The organism is Leifsonia sp. GW821-FHT13C09, from assembly GCF_058806435.1.
In genome coordinates this window covers 77,281-95,481 of record NZ_JBXAPS010000003.1, presented here as the reverse complement: position 1 = coordinate 95,481, position 18,201 = coordinate 77,281, and the positions used below count along the sequence as shown (strand labels likewise).

Below are 18,201 nucleotides of genomic sequence, written 5' to 3'. Positions count from 1 at the left end.
CGCGTCAGTCCGCGGTACTCTTTCCCCGATCGGCCGTCTGGAGCGGCCGGCGGCGCGAGAGGAGCACGACGTGGGGTCAGCCGCCCGGGTGACGATCGGCGGCCTCGCCGACCGGCTGGGCCTGTCCAAGGCGTCGGTGTCGTACGCGCTCAACGGCCAGCCCGGTGTGAGCGAGGAGACGCGGCGGCGCGTGCTCGACCTCGCCGACGAGCTCGGCTGGCATCCCAGCTCCAGTGCCCGTGCACTCTCCCGCGCCCGTTCCGACGCGATCGGCATCGTGCTGCGCCGCGATCCCGGACTGCTCGGCACCGAGCCGTACTACATGAGCCTGCTGGCCGGGGTGGAGGCCGAGCTCGCCGAGAGCGGGCAGTCCCTGCTGCTGCGGATGGTCGGCACCTCGGACGGACAAGACCTGGCGGCCTACCGCCGCTGGAGCGCCGAGCAGCGCGTGGACGGCGTGATGCTCTTCGACATCGTCGTGGGCGACCCGCGGCCGGCCCTTCTCGACGAGCTCGGGCTGGCGTTCGTGCTGCACGGCAACGACGAGAGCCTCGCGCCGGGGCGCGTGCTGCTCTACGACGCGCGGGGCGACGCGCGCATCCTGGTCGACCATCTGCACGCGCTCGGCCACCGTCGCATCCTGCACCTGCAGGGCCCGGCGGATCTCGAGCACGAGCGGGACCGGGCCGACGCGATCGCGCGGTTCGCCGCCGAGCTCGGGATGGAGGCGGCCTCCGAGCCGTCCGAGTACTCCATGGAGGCCGGCGAGCGCATCGCCGCCGCGCACGCGGGCGACCCGTCGCTGACCGCGCTGGTCGCCTCCAGCGACCTCCTCGCGCTCGGCGCGCAGGCTGCCCTCGGCCGCGCGGGCCGCGACGACGTGGCCCTGGTGAGCTGGGACGACTCCCTGATCTGCCGCCTCGGCTCCCGCCCGCTGACCGCGCTGGCGCGGTTCCCGGAGGAGCAGGGCAGGCGTGCCACGCGGATGCTGCTGGACGAGCTCGCGGGCGTCGAGACGGCGACGCGCACCGCGCGCGCCTCCGAGCTGGTCGTGCGCTCGACCAGCGTCCGCGCTGCCGGCTGACCGCCGGCCCCGTCCGCCGACACGCCCGGAAACGTATCCGATATACCCCCAAAACCAGGGGTGTCAACGCTTGAGGTCACTGAACCGGTTCAGTTATAGTCGCCCTGGCGCGACGTGCGCTCCCCGGGGACGGGAGCGGCAGCGCCCATCAAGAGACGAAGGAGTCACAATGAGGAAACGCGTCATCGCCGCCGCAGCGCTGGCGGCCACGATCTCGCTCGTGGCGGCGGGCTGCAGCAGCAACGGTTCGACATCGTCGGCCAGCGGGTCGACCATCACGTACTGGGCGAGTAACCAGGGCACCAGCCTCGACAACGACAAGCAGGTCCTGACGCCGGTGCTCGACGAATTCACCAAGAAGACGGGGGTGAAGGTCAAGCTCGAGGTGATCGGCTGGAACGATCTGCAGACGCGTATCCAGACCGCCGTCACCTCCGGCCAGGGCCCGGACGTCCTGAACATCGGCAACACCTGGGCCGCCTCTCTGCAGGCGACCGGTGCGTTCCTGCCGTTCGGCGACAGCGAGATGAAGGCGATCGGAGGCAGCGACAAGTTCGTGAAGACCGCCCTCGAGACCGGCGGCGCCCCGGGCAAGACCGTGACGAGCGTCCCGCTCTACGGGCTCGCCTACGGCCTGTACTACAACAAGAAGATGTTCTCCGACGCCGGAGTGCAGCCGCCCACCAACTGGGAGGAGCTGGTCGCCGACGCCAAGAAGCTGACGAGCGGCACGCAGTACGCCTTCTCGCTCGCGGCCGGCAGCTACACCGAGAACGCGCACTTCGCGTTCATCAACTCGGCCCAGAACGGCGGCTCCTGGTTCGACAGCAAGGGCAACCCGACGTTCACCAGCCAGGCGAACATCGACGGCGTCAAGCGCTACCTCGACCTGATGCAGACCGACAAGGTCGTCAACACCTCCAACGCCCAGTACGACAACGGCGTCCAGGCGGTGAACGACTTCGCCACGGGCAAGGTCGCGATGATCCTCAGCCAGAACAACGCGGACAGCTCGATCGTCGCCAACGGGATGAAGTCCGACCAGTACGGCGTCGTGCCGTTCCCGTCGCCCCAGGGCGGCAAGCCCGTCGCCAGCCACGTCGCCGGCATCAACCTGTCGATCTTCAAGAACACCAAGAACAAGGACGCCGCGCTCGAGTTCGTCAAGTTCATGACGAGCGAGTCGACCCAGACGACCCTCGGCAAGCCGTACTCCAGCCTGCCGGTGCTGAAGGGCGCCAAGGCGGTCTTCACCGACAACCCGGACGAGGCCGCGACGTTCACGAAGATCTACAACACGATGTCCAAGCCGCTGCCGCTGGTGCCGGCCGAGGACCAGTTCGAGAACACCGTCGGCAAGGCCATGAACGCCATGTTCGCCAAGATCGCCACCGGAGGCACTGTCTCCGACTCCGACATCAAGTCGGCTCTGAGCACGGCTCAGGACCAGGTGAAGCAGTCGATCGGCGGCTGAGGCCGCCACCGCGACGGCCGGGCGGGAGCACCCTCCCGCCCGGCCGCCGCACCCACCGAAGGAGTTCCATGTCGACGACGACATCCGTCCGGACCAGCCCCGCCGAGGCGCCGGCACCGGCCAAGACGCGCCGCAAGCGGCCCAAAGGCTGGTGGCTTCCGCTGGTGCTGCTGGCGCCGGCCATCATCTTCGAGCTGCTCATCCACGTCATCCCGATGCTCACGGGTATCTGGATCAGCTTCCTGCAGCTCACCAAGTTCTTCATCGCCAACTGGAGCGAGGCGCCGTTCGTCGGCCTCAAGAACTACCAGGTCGCGCTGGACATCAACACGTCCATCGGCGCCGGCCTGCTGACCTCGTTCCTCATCACCTGCGGGTTCACGATCCTCGTGGTCGGGCTGTCCTGGGCGCTCGGGATGGCCGCGGCCGTGGCCCTGCAGGGGAGGTTCCGCGGGCGCGGGTTCTTCCGCACCCTCTTCCTCGTGCCCTACGCGCTGCCGCTCTACGCGGGCATCATCACGTGGAAGTTCATGCTCCAGAAGGACACCGGGGCGGTCAACCACTTCCTGTTCGACAACCTCGGCCTGCCGGGGCAGAAGCCGTTCTGGCTGATCGGCGACAACGCCTTCTGGTCGATCGTGATCGTCGCGATCTGGCGGCTCTGGCCGTTCGCCTTCCTGATGCTGATGGCCGGCCTCCAGTCCATCCCGGACGAGGTCTACGAAGCCTCCGCGGTGGACGGCGCCAAGCCGTTCCGGCAGTGGAGGTCGATCACCCTGCCGATGCTGCGGCCGGTCAACGCCGTGCTGCTGCTGGTGATGTTCCTGTGGACGTTCAACGACTTCAACACGCCCTACGTGCTGTTCGGCAACGCGCAACCCGCGGCGGGCGACCTGATCTCGTTCCACATCTACAACGCGTCGTTCCTGACCTGGAACTTCGGCTCGGGAGCCGCGATGAGCGTGCTGCTGCTGATCTTCCTGCTCATCGTGTCCGGCGTCTATCTGATCGTGCTCAACCGGAGGAACCGCCATGCGTGAGACCGTCTCGTCCAAAGTCTTCCGCTGGGTCGTGGTCGTCTTCCTGACCCTGTTCACGGCGGTGCCGCTCTACGTGATGATCACCTCGTCGGTGAAGCCGCTGTCGGACGTGCAGGGCGCGTTCACCTGGTGGCCGACGAACATCACCTTCCAGCCCTTCATCGACATGTGGTCGACGGTGCCGCTGGCGTCGTACTTCGTCAACAGCGTCATCGTCGCCAGCGCAGCGACCGTCCTGAGCCTGATCATCGCCGTGTTCGCCGCCTACGCGGTGTCGCGCTACCGGTTCAAGGGCCGCAGCGTGTTCACCACGACGGTGCTGTCCACGCAGATGTTCCCCGGCGTGCTGTTCCTGCTGCCGCTGTTCCTCATCTTCGTGAACATCAATCAGGCGGTCGGCATCCAGCTGGTCGGCACCCGCTGGGGCCTGGTGATCACCTACCTGACGTTCGCGCTCCCGTTCGCGATCTGGATGCTCGCCGGCTACTTCGACGGCATCCCGCGCGACCTGGACGAGGCGGCGATGGTGGATGGCTCCGGGCCGATGGGCGCGCTCTGGCACGTCGTGCTGCCCGCGGCGAAGCCCGGCCTGATCGCGGTCGCGATCTACTCGTTCATGACCAGCTGGGGCGAAGTGCTGTTCGCCTCGGTGATGACGACGGACGAGAACCGGACGCTCGCGGTCGGCCTGCAGCTCTACTCGACGCAGACCAACGTGTACTGGAACCAGATCATGGCGGCCTCGCTCGTCGTGTCGATCCCGATCGTGGTCGCGTTCCTCATCCTGCAGCGGAGTTTCGTCGCCGGTCTCACCGCCGGCGCCGTCAAGTGACCCGCGGCAGCGCCGGAAACACACTGCCCCCGAAAGGAATCATGGACCGCCCCTCGCCCCTCCTCGCCGTCGACGGAACCCCTGTGGTCTGGCTCGGAGCCAACTTCTGGTCGCGCACCGGCGGCCCGCTCATGTGGAAGCGCTACGACCCGGCGGTCATCCGCCAGGAGCTGCGCGTGCTGGCCGACCACGGCCTGAACATGACGCGGTCGTTCTTCTACTGGCCCGACTTCCACCCCACCCCGGACACGCTCGACGAGGAGTGCCTGGCGAACTTCGCCGACTTCCTGAACGCGCACACCGAGACCGGGATGACGACGGTGCCGACCTTCCTGGTCGGGCACATGTCGGGCGAGAACTGGGATCCGGCGTGGCGGGAGGGGCGCGACCTCTACAGCGACGTCTGGTTCGTCGGGCGGCAGGCCTGGTACGTGCGGGGGCTCACGGCGCGGTTCGCCACGCATCCCGCGGTGGCCGGCTGGCTGCTGACCAACGAGATGCCGATCTACGGCGGGGAGGCGCCGCGCCCGATCGTGGACGCGTGGGCCTCCCTGCTGGTCGATGCCGTGCGCGCGGGAGGCGGCACCCAGCCGGTCGCGGTCGGCGACGGGGCCTGGGGCATCGAGACGACCGGTCACGACAACGGGTTCTCGGTGCGCGACCTCGCGCGGTTCACCGACTTCGTCGGGCCGCACGTCTACCGGATGGAGACCGACCAGACCCGGCAGCACCTGAAGGCGGCGTACATCGCGGAGCTGTCCGCGGTCGGCCTGCCGGTCATCATGGAGGAGTTCGGCCTGACCAGCGACTTCGTCTCGGACGAGGGTGCGGCCTCCTACTACCGGCAACTGCTCTACACGACCCTGCTCGCCGGCGCGACCGGTTGGATGGCCTGGAACAACACCGACTACGACGACCTCGCCGACCAGCGGCCATACTCGCACCACCCGTTCGAGATGCACTTCGGCATCACCGACCGGCACGGGGCGCCGAAGCCGCCGCTGCGCGAGCTGGCGCGCTTCGCCGCGGACCTCGCGGCGATCGACCTCCCGCACGCCAGGCGCACCCCGGTCGATGCCGCGATCGTCGTGCCGTCGCCCCTGGAGGCGGACTACCCGTTCACGAACGAGACCGAGCGCGCCCACATCGTCGCGACCGGCGAGCAGGCGTACGTCGCGGCGCACGAGGCGCACATCCCGGTCGCGGTGATCCGGGAGCGGGAGGACGGCGGCATCCCGGTCGGCTACGGCCTCTACCTGCTGCCGTCGGTCAAGCAGCTGTGCGCGACCTCGTGGCTGCAGCTGGAGGAGTTGGCCCGGGACGGCGCGACGGTGTACGCCTCGTACTCGCACGGCGACAGCGGCGTGCAGCGCGGGCCGTGGTGGACGAACACGGAGGCGCTGTTCGGCGTCCGTCCGGCGAGCGCCTACGGGCTCGCCGAGCCGGTGACCGACGAGGCGGCGACGATCCGGTTCGTCGCGGACTTCGGGTCGTTGCCGGCCGGGACGGTGCTGACGTTCCCCGCCGCAGGGAACGAGAACGGCCGGACCTACCTGCCGGTTCGCGCGACCTCCGGAACCGTCGTCGCGGTGGACGCGCACGGCCGCCCGGCGATCGTGGTCAAGGAGCACGGCGCGGGCCGCGCGGTGCTGTCTACCTACCCGCTGGAGTACTTCGCTTCCGCGCGTGCGCGCGGCAACCCGGAGGAAACGTGGCGGCTCTACGACGCGCTGGCCGCAGTGGCCGACGTGGAGCGGGACGTGCGCCTCGACGACCCGCGGGTGTTCGTCGACACCCTCGTGCACGACGACGGACGGCGCTTCGCCGTGTTCGTGTCGCAGCACGCGTCGCCGGTCACGGTGCGGCCGCAGGTGGCGGGGGAGCTGCGGACGCTGGCGGGCGAGCCGTCGGCCGAGCTTCGGCTCGACCCGTACGGCGTCGCGGTGCGGGAGGTCGTACTGGACTGACTGGGCGCTCTGCTACGGTCGAGCCATGACGTTCGGGGGAACTCGGCGGGCCGTCGCAGCCGGCGTGATCGCGGTGTGCCTGTCGGCGGTTCTGGGCGGATGCTCGACCGATGCGGCGCCGACGAAGCCCGCGACGACGGACGTCGCGGCCCCCACGACGACGCCGACTGCCACGCCCACCGCGGAACCCAGCGGGGACGCCGAGACCGCCGAACAGACTGCATGGACGGCGTGCGCGGCAATCGCCCAAGACGAGTACGTGTCGAAGAATCCCGGTTCGAGCATCGAGCCCTTCCTGGCGTCCAGAGACACCTTCCAGGATTTCGGGGACGGCGTGCCGCGCATGATGGTCGGCGTCCATCCTGCTCAACCTGTCGCCGGCTCCGGAGGGATCGTCGTCGTCTGCACGATGTCCGACAAGGGCCACGCGGCGACAGTGGCCTCCTGGACGATCAAGGACGTCTGACCTAGCCCTTTCGGCGTTCCGGTCAGGAGCCCGCGGGCGCGTGCCGCTCCAAGAAGTCGTAGACCTCCGTCGAGTCCACACCCGGGAACGTCCCGGTCGGCAGCGCGGCGAGCAGCGACGTGGGCGTGCGGGCCGCCGGCCACGCCATCCCCTCCCAGCGGTCCGCCAGCGCCCCCGACGGCCGGCGGCAGCACGACTCGTCCGGGCAGCGCGACACCGCCCGGTGCGTGGTCTCCCGGCCGCGGAACCACTTCACGTGCGCGAACGGAACGCCGACGCTCACCGAGTAGTCGCCCTCCTTGGCCTTCTCGATGCGGGAGGTGCACCAGAACGTCCCGCGCGGGGTGTCGGTGTACTGGTAGTACGGGCTGAACCGGTCGGCGACGTCGAAGACCGTCCGGGCGGTCCAGCTCCGGCAGACCGGCGTGCCCTCGATCGCGCCGAGCGCGTCTGAGGGGAAGGCGACCGAGTCGTTCTCGTAGGCCTTGATGATGGTGCCCGACTCGTGCACCTTCATGAAGTGCACCGGGATGCCGAGCCGCGCGGTCGCCAGGTTGGTGAACCGGTGGCAGGCGGTCTCGTACGACACCGCGAAGGCGTCGCGGAGGTCCTCCATCGAGATGCGGCGGAAGTTCTTGGCCTCGGTCAGGAACGACACCGCGTCCTTCTCCGGAAGCAGCAGTGCGGCGGTCAGGTAGTTGGTCTCCACCCGCTGGCGCAGAAAGTCGGCGTAATTTCCGGGCTCATCGTGGCCGAGGAGCTGGGAGGCGAACGCCTGCAGGATGGGGGAGCGGGAGTCCCGGGAGGCCGACTGCTCGGTCGGCAGGTAGATGCGGCCGTTGCGCTTGTCGGTCACCGAGCGGGTGGAGTGCGGGAGGTCGCCGACGTAGTGCAGTGAGAAGCCGAGACGGTCGGCCATGTCCGCAACGGTCTGGTGCGAGACCGGGCCGCCGGTGTGCCCGACGGCGCCGAGCAGGTCGGCGGCGATGGCCTCCAGGTCGGCGAAGTAGTTGTCGCGGGCGCGCATCGTCGCGCGCAGCTCGGCGTTGGCGCGGCGGGCCTCCTCCGGGGTCGCCGCGCGCTCCTTGTGGAGGCGCGCGACCTCCTGGTGCAGGGCCAGGATCGCCCGCAGAGTCGCGTCGGGGACCGCCTTGGACACGCGCACCGGCTCGATGCCGAGGGCGCCGAACACGGGCCCGCGCTGGGCCCGCTCGACCGCGATCTCCAGCGCCGCGCGCTCGTCCGGGGCGTCGGGGGCGAGGAGGTCGTCCACGGTCACACCGAGGGCGGCGGCGATCGCGCGCAACTGGGCGAGGCGCGGTTCCCGATTGCCATTCTCGATCGCGGAGACCTGGGAGGGTGCCCGGTCGATCGCGGCGGCCAGCGCCTCCAGAGTCATCGCCTTCTCGAGGCGGAACGCGCGCACGCGCCGGCCCAGGGTGAGCGCGTCGGCTCCCATGGGCTCGTCGTCGATCCGGACAGCGGTGTCGGTCATGCAGGCCATGGTGACACTCCCGCGAAGTTCTAGCAAACAGAAGAACCCGTGAATTTCTGTCGACGGATCTTCTCCAGACGTGTTGCGGCCGGGCCACGATCGTGTCATCCGATCCGACCAATGGAGGTCACGACATGAACACCGCAGCCCGTCCCGGCGACACCACGCAGACCGCCGCCGAGCTCCGCCTCGAGTGGGACGCCGACCCGCGCTGGTCCGGCATCCGCCGCGACTACACGGCCGAGGACGTCGTGGCGCTCCGCGGCCCGGTGCGCGAGGAGCAGACGCTCGCCCGTCGCGGCGCCGAGAAGCTCTGGCAGCTCATCCAGCGCGACGGCAAGGGACCGGACGCGAAGTGGGTCGCGGCGCTCGGCGCCCTCACCGGCAACCAGGCCGTCCAGCAGGTCCGCGCCGGCCTGGAGGCCATCTACCTCTCCGGCTGGCAGGTCGCCGCCGACGCCAACCTGTCCGGCCAGACGTACCCCGACCAGAGCCTGTACCCGGCGAACTCGGTGCCGGCGGTCGTCCGCCGGATCAACAACGCGCTGCTGCGCGCGGGCCAGGTGGAGGGCGTCGACGGCCCGGTGTCCGACTGGATGGCCCCCATCGTCGCCGACGCGGAGGCCGGCTTCGGCGGTCCGCTCAACGCCTACGAACTCATGCACGGGATGATCCAGGCCGGCGCCGCGGGCGTGCACTGGGAGGACCAGCTGGCCAGCGAGAAGAAGTGCGGTCACATGGGCGGCAAGGTGCTCATCCCGACCGGGCAGCACATCCGCACCCTCAACGCCGCGCGGCTTGCGGCCGACGTCGCCGGCGTCCCGACGATCGTGATCGCCCGCACCGACTCGCTCGCCGCGACGCTGCTGACCAGCGACCACGACGAGCGCGACCGGCCGTTCCTCACCGGCACCCGCACCGCGGAAGGATTCTACGAGGTGCGCAACGGCATCGAGCCGGTCATCGCCCGCGGCCTCGCCTACGCGCCGTACGCCGACCTGCTCTGGGTGGAGTCGGCCGAGCCGGACCTGGAGCTCGCGCGCCGCTTCGCCGAGGCGGTGCACGCGCAGTTCCCCGGCAAGAAGCTGGCCTACAACTGCTCGCCGTCGTTCAACTGGCGCAAGCACCTGGACGACGAGACGATCGCCCGGTTCCAGCGCGAGCTGGCGGCGATGGGCTACGCGTTCCAGTTCATCACCCTCGCGGGCTTCCACGCCCTCAACTACTCCATGTTCACGCTCGCCAAGGACTACGCCGACCGGCAGATGAGCGCGTACGTGGACCTCCAGGAGGCCGAATTCGCCTCCGAGAGCTCCGGCTACACCGCCACCCGCCACCAGCGGGAGGTCGGCACCGGCTACTTCGACCGCATCGCGACCGCGCTCAACCCCGACAGCGCCACCCTCGCCCTCGTCGGCTCCACCGAACAGCACCAGTTCTAACCACCACACCCCTCCCACGCCATCGATCCCGGAGTTCTGTACGCCGACACGCCGCAAAGTGCGTGCGCAACTCCGGAACGGATGGCGGGGGAGACGAGAAGGAGACAACGACCATGATCCAGATCACCGGTCCCCGCGTCGACGGGACCGACGACATCCTGACCCCGGAGGCGCTCGCCTTCGTCGACCACCTGCACCAGGCCTTCGCCGCGCGCCGCCAGGAGCTCCTGCTGGAGCGCCAGCGCCGCCGCGAGGAGGCCGGCAACGGCCGCGACCCGCGCTTCCTCTCCGCCACCGCGGCGATCCGGGAGGACCCGCACTGGCGCGTCGCCGGCGCCGGCCCGGGCCTCGAGGACCGCCGCGTGGAGATCACCGGCCCGACCGACCCGAAGATGGCGATCAACGCCCTCAACTCGGGCGCCCGGGTCTGGCTCGCCGACCAGGAGGACGCCACCAGCCCCACCTGGGCGAACGTCGTCGGCGGCCAGCGCACGCTGTACGACGCCGTCCGCGGGCAGCTCGCCTTCACCAGCCCCCAGGGCAAGGACTACCGGGTCACCACCCCGCACGAGCACACGCCCACGATCGTGATGCGCCCGCGCGGCTGGCACCTGGTCGAGAAGCACCTCGCCTTCACCGACCGGGCCGGGCGCACCGCCCCGGCCAGCGCCTCCCTCACTGACTTCGGCCTGTACTTCTGGCACAACGCCGAGGAGCTGGTCGCGTCGGGCCGCGGCCCGTACTTCTACCTGCCCAAGCTCGAGTCGCACCTGGAGGCGCGGCTGTGGAACGACATCTTCGTCTTCGCCCAGCAGCGGATCGGGATGCCGGTCGGCACGGTGCGGGCGACGGTCCTCATCGAGACCATCCCGGCCGCGTTCGAGATGGAGGAGATCCTCTACGAGCTGCGCGACCACTGCGCCGGCCTCAACGCGGGACGCTGGGACTACATCTTCTCGATCATCAAGACGTTCCTCGGCCGCGGCAAGCGCTTCGCGTTCGGCGACCGCAGCGGCATCACGATGACCGTCCCGTTCATGCGGGCGTACACCGAGCTGCTGGTCGCGACGTGCCACAAGCGCGGCGCACACGCGATCGGCGGGATGAGCGCCTTCATCCCGAACCGCCGGGACTCCGAGGCGACCGAGCGCGCCCTCGCGCAGGTCGCCGACGACAAGCGGCGTGAGGCCGGGGACGGCTTCGACGGGACCTGGGTCGCGCATCCCGACCTCATCCCGACGGCGCTCGCCGAGTTCGACGCCGTGCTCGGCGACCGGCCGAACCAGGTCGCACGGCTCCGCGAGGATGTCCACGTCACGGCCGCCGACCTGCTTGACATCACGTCGGCGGGCGGCACGGTCACCGACGCGGGCGTGCGCTCGAACGTCTCGGTCGCCCTCCGCTACATCGAGGCGTGGCTGCGGGGCACCGGCGCCGTCGCCATCGACGGGCTGATGGAGGACGCCGCGACCGCGGAGATCTCCCGCTCGCTGCTGCGGCAGTGGATCGAGAACCGGGTCGTCACCGCCGAGGGGACGCCGGTCGACCGCGCGCTGGTGGCCGGGATCCTGGCCGAGGAGTGCATCCGGCTCAGCTCGGACGCGCGCGCCGCGGGGGTGGCGGACCGCTTCGACGACGCCGCCGAACTGCTGGCCGAGGTGTCGCTGGCGGAGGAGTTCCCGACCTTCCTGACCATCCCGGCCTACACCTGGTTCCTGGTGGACGAGGCGGAGCGGCCGGGTGACCTCGAGGAGCTCCGGGAGCTGGCGCCGGCCGTCTGAACCGGGCGCGGCCGGCGCCGACGGCTGTGGTTGCCGTCACCGGGGGTGGTGCTCGAGATACCTCTCGAGCACCACCCCCTGATTCAGTTCCGGGTCGCGCGCGCCGACCAGCAGCGTGACGACCGGATGCGTGTCGCCCAGCTCGCGGAGCTGGGCCACCGCCGGGTTCGCGTCGAGTTCGGCGTCGTACCGCGCGGTGAACTCGTCGAACAGCGGCGCCTCGTGGTGGAACCAGCGCCGCAGCTCGGTCGAGGGCGCCACGTCCTTGAGCCAGAGGTCCACCTTGGCCTTCTCTTTCGTGAGGCCGCGCGGCCACAGCCGGTCGACCAGCACGCGGAGGCCGTCCTCGACGGCGGGCGGGTCGTAGACCCGCTTGACGCGGAACACCATCGGGGGCCTCCTACAGCATCGTGAGGGTCGGCTCCTCGTCGGTGCCGACCGGGAAGTGGGCCAGGAAGACGACGCCCTCGGGCCCGGCGTCGAAGCGGGCGATCCGGGCGCCCTCCTCCTCGTAGAAGGTGTCGCCGACCTCCAGGGTGACCGCGGGTCCGCCCTCGACCTGGTAGATCGCGGAGCCGCGCTCGATGGAGCCGACCACCGGGCCGTTGTGCAGGTGGAGGCCGCCGACGACGTCCGGCTGCATCGTGATGCGGCGGGTCTGGATGCGGCCCACCGGGCGCGGATTGGCGAGGGTCACGTCCTGCACGATCTCCCGCTCGACCGGTGGAACGTCCTCCGCGCTCACAGCGGCGCCAGCAGCGCGCCGCGGAGGCTGTCGCTGAGTCCGGGCGGGACTTCCACGGCGACGCCCAGCGCCTGGATCGCGCGGCTGAAGTAGTTGCGGGCCGCGGCGGCAAGAGTGATGTCGACGATCTCGCGGTCGCTGAAGCCGAGCTCACGCAGGCGCTGTGAGTCGGCTTCCGTCATGGATGCGGAGTCGGTGCTGATCCGCCTCGCATAGTCCATCATGGCGACCTCGGCCTCGCTCAGGCCGGCGTCGTGGAAGTCCCGGGCGACGGCCTCCACCTCGTCGGCGTCCATCACCGCGAGGGTCTTGCGGCCGTGCGCGAGGCGGCAGTGCTGCGAGTGCGTGCCCTCGGCGGCGGCGAGGGTGACGAGCTCGAAGCGGCGCACGCCGAGCTGGGCGATGATCGCCCGGACCAGCTGCTCCCAGGCGCGGTACGCCTCGGGATTGACCGCCATCACGCGCGTGTACTCGGCCACGTAGCCGAGATCGCGTTCGTCCTTCGCGTAGATCTCCGCGACGTCCCCGGTCGCCTCGCCGGGGTCGACCGTCTCGATGATGGCCATCGTTCCTCCTCGCACGTCGCCGGATGGCAACTCGCGCCACTCATCGTGCCACCGCGGGACCGCCGGTGCCAGGGGAGCGCTCAGTGCGCGAAGGCCGCCTCCGAGGGCGTGTCCGCCGGCTTGCCGATGAAGAACGAGCCGACGACGCCGAACAGCGAGATGATCGCCGCCGCGAAGAACGCCGAGCGGATGCCGCCCGCGGTGGCCGCGTCGAGCGACGCGCCGCCGGACGCGAGAGCCGCGGTCTGCGCGGACAGCACCGCGACGAGCAGCGCCGTGCCCGCGGCGCCGCCGACCTGCTGGATCGTGCCGAGGATCGCACTGCCGTGCGAGTACAGGTGCGGCGGCACCGCGCCGAGTCCGGCCGTGAAGAGCGGCGTGAACATCAGCGCCAGGCCGAGGCTCATCGTGATGTGCGCGATGAGCACCAGGTAGATCGGGGTGGTCTCGGTCACCATCGTGAGCCCCCACATCACCAGGCTGACCAGGATCGCTCCGGGGATCACCAGCGGGCGCGGGCCGATCCGGTCGTAGAGCCGGCCGACGAACGGCGCCGCGAGGCCCATCACCAGGCCGCCTGGGAGCAGCAGCAGCCCGGTGCCGAGGACGTCGAGGTGCAGCACGTGCTGCAGGTAGAGCGGGAGGACGATGACCACGCCGAACAGCGACGCCGTCGTGATCGCCATCAGCACGATCGCCACGGTGAAGATCGGGCTGCGGAAGGTGCGGAGGTCGAGCAGCGCGCGGTCCGTGCGCTGGAGCAGGAGCTGCCGGGTGACGAACGCCGCGAGCGCCACGACGCCGACCGCGAGCGAGCCCCACAGCATCGGCCCGTTTCCGGCGGCCGCCGGCCCGGTCTCGCCGCTCAGCGTCAGCCCGTAGACGAGGCCGCCGAAGCCGAACGCCGACAGGATGACCGACAGCACGTCCACCCGGCTCTTCCGGGTCTCGGTGACGTTCTCGACGAACCTGATCCCGATGAGCAGCATGACGAGGGCAATCGGAAGCACGATAAGGAAGATCCAGCGCCAGGCCAGGAAGTTGAGGATGACGCCGGAGATGGTCGGGCCGATCGCGGGGGCCACCGAGATGACGATGGAGACGTTGCCCATCGTTCGGCCGCGCAGCGCCGGAGGCACCAGCGTCATCAGCGTGGTCATCAGCAGCGGCAGCATGATCGCGGTGCCGCACGCCTGGATCACGCGGGCGACGACCAGGATGCCGAACCCGGGCGCGACAGCGGCGACCAGCGTGCCGAGCGAGAACAGCGACATCGCGGTGATGAAGACCTGGCGGGTGGTGTACCGCTGCAGCAGGAACCCGGTGATCGGGATGACCACGGCCATCGTCAGCATGAAGGCGGTCGAGAGCCACTGCGCGGCGAGCGCGTCGATGTGGAGGTCGTCCATCAGCTTCGGGATGGCGACGCTCATGATCGTCTCGTTGAGGATCACGACGAACGTCGCCGCGAGCAGCAGCCAGATCACGCGCTGGTCGCGCGGCGCGATGCGCGGCTGCGCGCCGACCGTGTCCCCCCGGGACCCGTTCGGCGCTTCGGTGTCGATGGCGTCGGCGCGAGGCTCAGGTGAGGTCTTCTCAGTCACTGGTCCACACTATCCACGACCCACGACACCGCAGGTTTCCAACACATGAACTCGCCCGCCCGTTCACTGTCCGCGTAACCCGGAATACTCGGCGCACATTCGTGACGAATGTCGCGTTTTGCCGCGCCACAAGCGACATTCGGCACGAATGTCAGGAGGCGAGGCCGCGCACTTCGCGGACGGCGGCGGCGACGGCGGGCGCGACGGCGACGAGGGCGTCCTCGGTGACGTCGGGTCCCCAGGAGAAGCGCACCGCTGTGCGGGCGACGTCCTCGGCGTAGCCGAGGGCGAGGAGCACGTGCGACGCGTCCTCGCTGCCGGCGGCGCACGCCGATCCGCTGGAGGACACGATCCCGCGGCGCTCCAGCTCCAGCAGCACCGTCTCGCCGTTCGTCCCGGGGAAGACGAAGGAGGCCGTGCCCGGCAGGCGCGCGGACGGGTGCCCGGTCGGTTCGGCCCCGGGGGTCTGAGCCAGCACCGCGGTCGTGAAGGCGTCGCGCGCCGCCGTCGCTCGGGCGGCGTTGACCTCCCGGTCGCGCATCGCCAGCCGCGCCGCGGTCGCGAGGGCGACCGCACCGGCGACGTTCTCCGTGCCGGAGCGGCGCCCGCGCTCCTGGCCGCCGCCGTGCAGCACCGGCTCGAGCGGGATGCGCCCGCGCACGTACAGCGCGCCGATCCCTTTGGGGGCGCCGATCTTGTGCCCGGAGACGCTGAGCGCGTCGACGCCGAGCTCCTTCACGTCGAGCGGGAGCCAGCCCGCCGCCTGCACCGCGTCGGTGTGGAACGGCACACCCTGAGCATGGGCGAGCGCCGCCAGCTCGGCGATCGGCTGGACGGTGCCCACCTCGTTGTTGGCGAGCATCACGCTCGCGAGCGTCGTGTCCGGCCGCAGCGCCGCCGCGAAGTCGTCGGGGGAGACCAGCCCGTCGCGCCCCACCGGCACATACGTCACCTCGAAGCCGTGCACGCGCACCAGGTAGTCGACGGAGGCCAGCACCGCCTCGTGCTCGATCGGCGTCGTCACGAGGTGCCGTCCGCGGGGCGCGCCGAGCGCGATCCCCTTCACCGCCAGGTTGTCGGCTTCCGTGCCGCCGGAGGTGAACACGACCTCCGAGGCCCGGCAGCCGAGCCACTCGGCGACGGTCGCGCGCGCGGCGGCCAGGGCGCGCGCCGCGGACTCGCCGACCGCGTGGTGGCTCGACGGGTTGCCGAAGTCGCCGGTGAGGTACGGCCACATCGCCTCCAGCACCTCACGGCGCACCGCGGAGGTCGCGGCGGCGTCGAGGTAGAGGCTGCCGGTCATGCGTTCTCCAGCACCACGTCCAGGCCGAGGTCGAGCGAGCGGACGCTGTGCGTGAGCGCGCCCGAGGAGATCACATCGACCCCGGTCTCCGCGATGTCGCGCACGGTGGCGAGGCTGACGTTGCCGCTGGCCTCCACGATCGCGCGGCCGCCGACGATCGCGACGCCCTCGCGCAGCTCGTCCAGGGTGAAGTTGTCGAGCATGATCGTGTCCACCCCGGCCGCGAGCACCGGCTCGATCTGCTCGATGCGGTCCACCTCGACCTCCAGGTGCGTGGTGTGCGACAGCTCGGAGCGCACCCGCCGGAGCGCGTCGGTCACCGACAGCCCGGACTGGGCGGTGAGGATCGCGAGGTGGTTGTCCTTGGCCATCACCGCGTCGGAGAGGGAGTAGCGGTGGTTGTGGCCGCCGCCGTTGCGCACGGCGTGACGCTCGAAGGCGCGCAGGCCGGGCGTGGTCTTGCGGGTGTCCACGATCCGCGCGGAGGTGTGCGCGACCTCAGCGACGAAGGCCGCGGTGAGCGTCGCGATCCCGGACATCCGCTGCACGAAGTTCAGCGCCACGCGCTCGCCCTGGAGCACCGAGCGAGCGGGGCCGGTCACCGTCGCGAGAGTGTCGCCCGCCTCGAAGGCGTCGCCGTCCGCAACCGCCAGCTCGACCTCGATCGCCGGGTCGGTGAGCGTCATCGCGGCGGCGAAGACCGCACCTCCGGAGAACGTCCCGGGCTCGCGTGCCGAGAGCCGCGCCGTGGCATATGCCGTTTCGGGAATGAGCAGCTCGCTGGTCAGGTCGCCCCACGGCGCGTCCTCGGCGAGAGCGGCTCGGACGACGTCGTGGATGGTCTGGCGGGTCAGCATGGAACGGTCACCTCGGTAGGAACGGACAGCGGCGCGAGCACCGTGTGGCGGGGCGTGCCCACCGCCGGCAGCGGGAAGTCGGAGCGGAAGTGGGCGCCGCGCGACTCCTCGCGCGACAGGGCGGCCGCCACGACGAGGCGGCCGAGCTGCAGGAGGTTCGCGTTCTCACCGGGTGCGGGCATCCGGATGGAGGCGAGCGCGCGGGCGGCGCGCTGGAGACCGGCGCGGTCGCGGTGCAGGCCCGCGCCGGACCAGAGGAGAGACTGGAGCCGCGCGCGGTCGAAGTGCTCTTCGCCCGCGGCGAGCTCCCGCGGATCCGACTCGGAGAGGCCCGGCCCGGCGGCCCAGGCGGGCGGTTCGGCCCACGGCTCGCCGATCGCCTCCGCCGCGCGGTGGGCGAACACCAGGCCCTCCAGCAACGAGTTCGACGCCAGCCGGTTGGCGCCCTGCGCGCCCGTGCAGGCGACCTCCCCGACCGCGAACAGCCCGGGGACGCTCGTGCGACCCTGGATGTCCGTGACGACGCCGCCCATCGCGTAGTGCGCGGCCGGCGTGACCGGCACCGGCTCGCGGGACCAGTCGATCCCGGCGCCGCGGCAGGCGGCGTCGATGGTGGGGAAGCGGCGCGCGAGGAAGTCCGCGCCGAGGCCCGTGGCGTCCAGCACGACCGGGAGGCCGTCCTGCGCGGCCATCTCCACGGCGATCGCGCGGGCGACGACATCGCGCGGCGCGAGTTCCGCGTCCGGGTGCACGTCGAGCATGAACCGCTCGCCGCGCGCGTTCCGGAGTACCGCTCCTTCGCCGCGCACCGCCTCCGACACCAGGAAGGTGCGCGAGCCGCCGTCCGCGGACGGCAGCCGCAGCGCGGTCGGGTGGAACTGCGTGAACTCCAGGTCGGCGAGCAGCGCGCCGGCCCGGTAGGCGGCAGCGACACCGTCGCCGGTCGCGATCTCCGGATTCGTCGTGTGCGCGTAGAGCTGCCCCCAGCCTCCCGTCGCCAGCACGACAGCGTCGGCGTCGAGTTCGGTCTCAGCGCCGTCCGCCAGGCGCAGCGCGACCCCGGAGGCCGCGCCGTCCGTCACGAGCACGTCGCGGAGGAACGCGCCGGTGATCACGCGGATGCCGGCGGCGCGCACCGCGGCGTCCAGCGCACGCTCGATCTCGGCGCCGGTCGCGTCGCCGCCCGCGTGCAGGACGCGCGCGCTCGAGTGCGCGGCCTCCAGCCCGCGGGCGAGCTGAGTGCCGTCGCGGTCGAAGGCGACCCCGAGTGCGATCAGCTCGCGCACCCGGGCCGGCCCGTCGCCGCAGAGCGCCTCCACGGCCTCCACGACGTTGAGACCGGCGCCGGCGCGCAGCGTGTCCGCGACGTGGTCGGCCACGCTGTCGTCGGAGAACACGGCCGCGGCGATCCCGCCCTGCGCGTACCGCGTGCTGCCGTCGGCGATGCCGCCCTTGGTCACGATCGTCACGTCGTGGCGCTCGGCCGCCCGCAGTGCGGCGACGAGTCCGGCGATCCCGCTCCCGACGACGACGACGCGGGCCATG

General features: G+C 71.0%; 16 protein-coding genes. 8 read left to right on the top strand and 8 right to left on the bottom strand.

Annotated features, from left to right (window positions below):
- The first annotated feature begins 70 nt into the window (after positions 1-70).
- The 6 genes from AC1ROW_RS11835 to AC1ROW_RS11810 all read left to right on the top strand — a co-directional run bounded on the left by AC1ROW_RS11835 (position 71) and on the right by AC1ROW_RS11810 (position 6,863).
- Positions 71-1,084: a LacI family DNA-binding transcriptional regulator gene (locus AC1ROW_RS11835; RefSeq protein ID WP_493019108.1), complete on the top strand. Its 1,014-nt coding sequence runs from the start codon at positions 71-73 to the stop codon at positions 1,082-1,084.
- A gap of 169 nt (positions 1,085-1,253) precedes the next feature.
- Positions 1,254-2,558: an ABC transporter substrate-binding protein gene (locus tag AC1ROW_RS11830; protein ID WP_493019107.1), complete on the top strand. Its 1,305-nt coding sequence runs from the start codon at positions 1,254-1,256 to the stop codon at positions 2,556-2,558.
- A 68-nt stretch (positions 2,559-2,626) separates the two neighbouring features.
- A complete protein-coding gene (locus tag AC1ROW_RS11825; protein ID WP_493019106.1) occupies positions 2,627-3,598 on the top strand; it encodes a carbohydrate ABC transporter permease in 972 nt (323 codons plus the stop codon).
- The gene (locus AC1ROW_RS11820) at positions 3,591-4,430 is read left to right on the top strand and encodes a carbohydrate ABC transporter permease (protein ID WP_493019105.1); all 840 of its coding nucleotides are present in this window, start codon (positions 3,591-3,593) and stop codon (positions 4,428-4,430) included. Before AC1ROW_RS11825 ends, AC1ROW_RS11820 begins: the two co-directional genes overlap by 8 nt.
- Positions 4,431-4,471: 41 nt before the next feature.
- Positions 4,472-6,397, top strand: a complete 1,926-nt coding sequence (locus AC1ROW_RS11815; RefSeq protein WP_493019104.1) for a cellulase family glycosylhydrolase — start codon at positions 4,472-4,474, stop codon at positions 6,395-6,397.
- 25 nt (positions 6,398-6,422) lie between these two features.
- Positions 6,423-6,863 carry a hypothetical protein gene (locus AC1ROW_RS11810; protein WP_493019103.1) on the top strand — a complete coding sequence of 147 codons (441 nt, stop codon included), beginning with the start codon at positions 6,423-6,425 and terminating at the stop codon, positions 6,861-6,863.
- Positions 6,864-6,885: 22 nt separating this feature from the next.
- Here the strand turns inward: AC1ROW_RS11810 and AC1ROW_RS11805 are convergent, their stop codons facing one another.
- Positions 6,886-8,358, bottom strand: a complete 1,473-nt coding sequence (locus AC1ROW_RS11805) for a helix-turn-helix domain-containing protein (RefSeq protein WP_493019102.1) — start codon at positions 8,356-8,358, stop codon at positions 6,886-6,888.
- Positions 8,359-8,492: 134 nt separating this feature from the next.
- On the opposite strand from AC1ROW_RS11805, the gene aceA reads away from it, so the two are divergent.
- Positions 8,493-9,800, top strand: a complete 1,308-nt coding sequence (gene aceA / locus AC1ROW_RS11800) for an isocitrate lyase (protein WP_493019101.1) — start codon at positions 8,493-8,495, stop codon at positions 9,798-9,800.
- A 113-nt stretch (positions 9,801-9,913) separates the two neighbouring features.
- Positions 9,914-11,581 carry a malate synthase A gene (gene aceB / locus AC1ROW_RS11795; protein ID WP_493019100.1) on the top strand — a complete coding sequence of 556 codons (1,668 nt, stop codon included), beginning with the start codon at positions 9,914-9,916 and terminating at the stop codon, positions 11,579-11,581.
- Positions 11,582-11,617: 36 nt separating this feature from the next.
- On the opposite strand, the gene AC1ROW_RS11790 is transcribed toward aceB, so the two are convergent.
- The 7 genes from AC1ROW_RS11790 to nadB form a co-directional block, all read right to left on the bottom strand.
- Complete coding sequence (locus AC1ROW_RS11790; RefSeq protein WP_493019099.1) at positions 11,618-11,971, bottom strand: DUF488 domain-containing protein; 354 nt, start codon at positions 11,969-11,971, stop codon at positions 11,618-11,620.
- Between the two features lie 10 nt (positions 11,972-11,981).
- Positions 11,982-12,326: a cupin domain-containing protein gene (locus AC1ROW_RS11785; protein WP_493019098.1), complete on the bottom strand. Its 345-nt coding sequence runs from the start codon at positions 12,324-12,326 to the stop codon at positions 11,982-11,984.
- A complete protein-coding gene (locus AC1ROW_RS11780) occupies positions 12,323-12,892 on the bottom strand; it encodes a peroxidase-related enzyme (RefSeq protein WP_493019097.1) in 570 nt (189 codons plus the stop codon). The genes AC1ROW_RS11785 and AC1ROW_RS11780 overlap by 4 nt, the downstream gene beginning before the upstream one ends.
- 80 nt (positions 12,893-12,972) lie before the next feature.
- Positions 12,973-14,457 (bottom strand): MDR family MFS transporter, encoded by a 1,485-nt coding sequence (locus AC1ROW_RS11775; protein WP_493019451.1) that lies wholly within the window; start codon positions 14,455-14,457, stop codon positions 12,973-12,975.
- A gap of 190 nt (positions 14,458-14,647) precedes the next feature.
- On the bottom strand, positions 14,648-15,799 hold the full coding sequence (locus AC1ROW_RS11770) for a cysteine desulfurase family protein (protein ID WP_493019096.1): 1,152 nt from the start codon (positions 15,797-15,799) through the stop codon (positions 14,648-14,650).
- Positions 15,796-16,656, bottom strand: a complete 861-nt coding sequence (gene nadC, locus AC1ROW_RS11765) for a carboxylating nicotinate-nucleotide diphosphorylase (RefSeq protein WP_493019095.1) — start codon at positions 16,654-16,656, stop codon at positions 15,796-15,798. The genes AC1ROW_RS11770 and nadC overlap by 4 nt, the downstream gene beginning before the upstream one ends.
- Positions 16,650-18,200, bottom strand: a complete 1,551-nt coding sequence (gene nadB / locus AC1ROW_RS11760) for an L-aspartate oxidase (protein ID WP_493019094.1) — start codon at positions 18,198-18,200, stop codon at positions 16,650-16,652. The genes nadC and nadB overlap by 7 nt, the downstream gene beginning before the upstream one ends.
- Between the last annotated feature and the right edge of the window lies 1 nt (position 18,201).

Excerpts from the sequence above, each read along its gene's own strand:
- nadB (WP_493019094.1), bottom strand. The coding sequence starts at position 18,200 with ATGGCCCGCGTCGTCGTCGTCGGGAGCGGGATCGCCGGACTCGTCGCC.
- AC1ROW_RS11770 (WP_493019096.1), bottom strand. The coding sequence starts at position 15,799 with ATGACCGGCAGCCTCTACCTCGACGCCGCCGCGACCTCCGCGGTGCGC.
- aceB (WP_493019100.1), top strand. The coding sequence starts at position 9,914 with ATGATCCAGATCACCGGTCCCCGCGTCGACGGGACCGACGACATCCTG.
- AC1ROW_RS11790 (WP_493019099.1), bottom strand. The coding sequence starts at position 11,971 with ATGGTGTTCCGCGTCAAGCGGGTCTACGACCCGCCCGCCGTCGAGGAC.
- AC1ROW_RS11825 (WP_493019106.1), top strand. The coding sequence starts at position 2,627 with ATGTCGACGACGACATCCGTCCGGACCAGCCCCGCCGAGGCGCCGGCA.
- aceA (WP_493019101.1), top strand. The coding sequence starts at position 8,493 with ATGAACACCGCAGCCCGTCCCGGCGACACCACGCAGACCGCCGCCGAG.
- AC1ROW_RS11810 (WP_493019103.1), top strand. The coding sequence starts at position 6,423 with ATGACGTTCGGGGGAACTCGGCGGGCCGTCGCAGCCGGCGTGATCGCG.
- AC1ROW_RS11815 (WP_493019104.1), top strand. The coding sequence starts at position 4,472 with ATGGACCGCCCCTCGCCCCTCCTCGCCGTCGACGGAACCCCTGTGGTC.
- nadC (WP_493019095.1), bottom strand. The coding sequence starts at position 16,656 with ATGCTGACCCGCCAGACCATCCACGACGTCGTCCGAGCCGCTCTCGCC.
- AC1ROW_RS11780 (WP_493019097.1), bottom strand. The coding sequence starts at position 12,892 with ATGGCCATCATCGAGACGGTCGACCCCGGCGAGGCGACCGGGGACGTC.
- AC1ROW_RS11830 (WP_493019107.1), top strand. The coding sequence starts at position 1,254 with ATGAGGAAACGCGTCATCGCCGCCGCAGCGCTGGCGGCCACGATCTCG.
- AC1ROW_RS11805 (WP_493019102.1), bottom strand. The coding sequence starts at position 8,358 with ATGACCGACACCGCTGTCCGGATCGACGACGAGCCCATGGGAGCCGAC.
- AC1ROW_RS11820 (WP_493019105.1), top strand. The coding sequence starts at position 3,591 with ATGCGTGAGACCGTCTCGTCCAAAGTCTTCCGCTGGGTCGTGGTCGTC.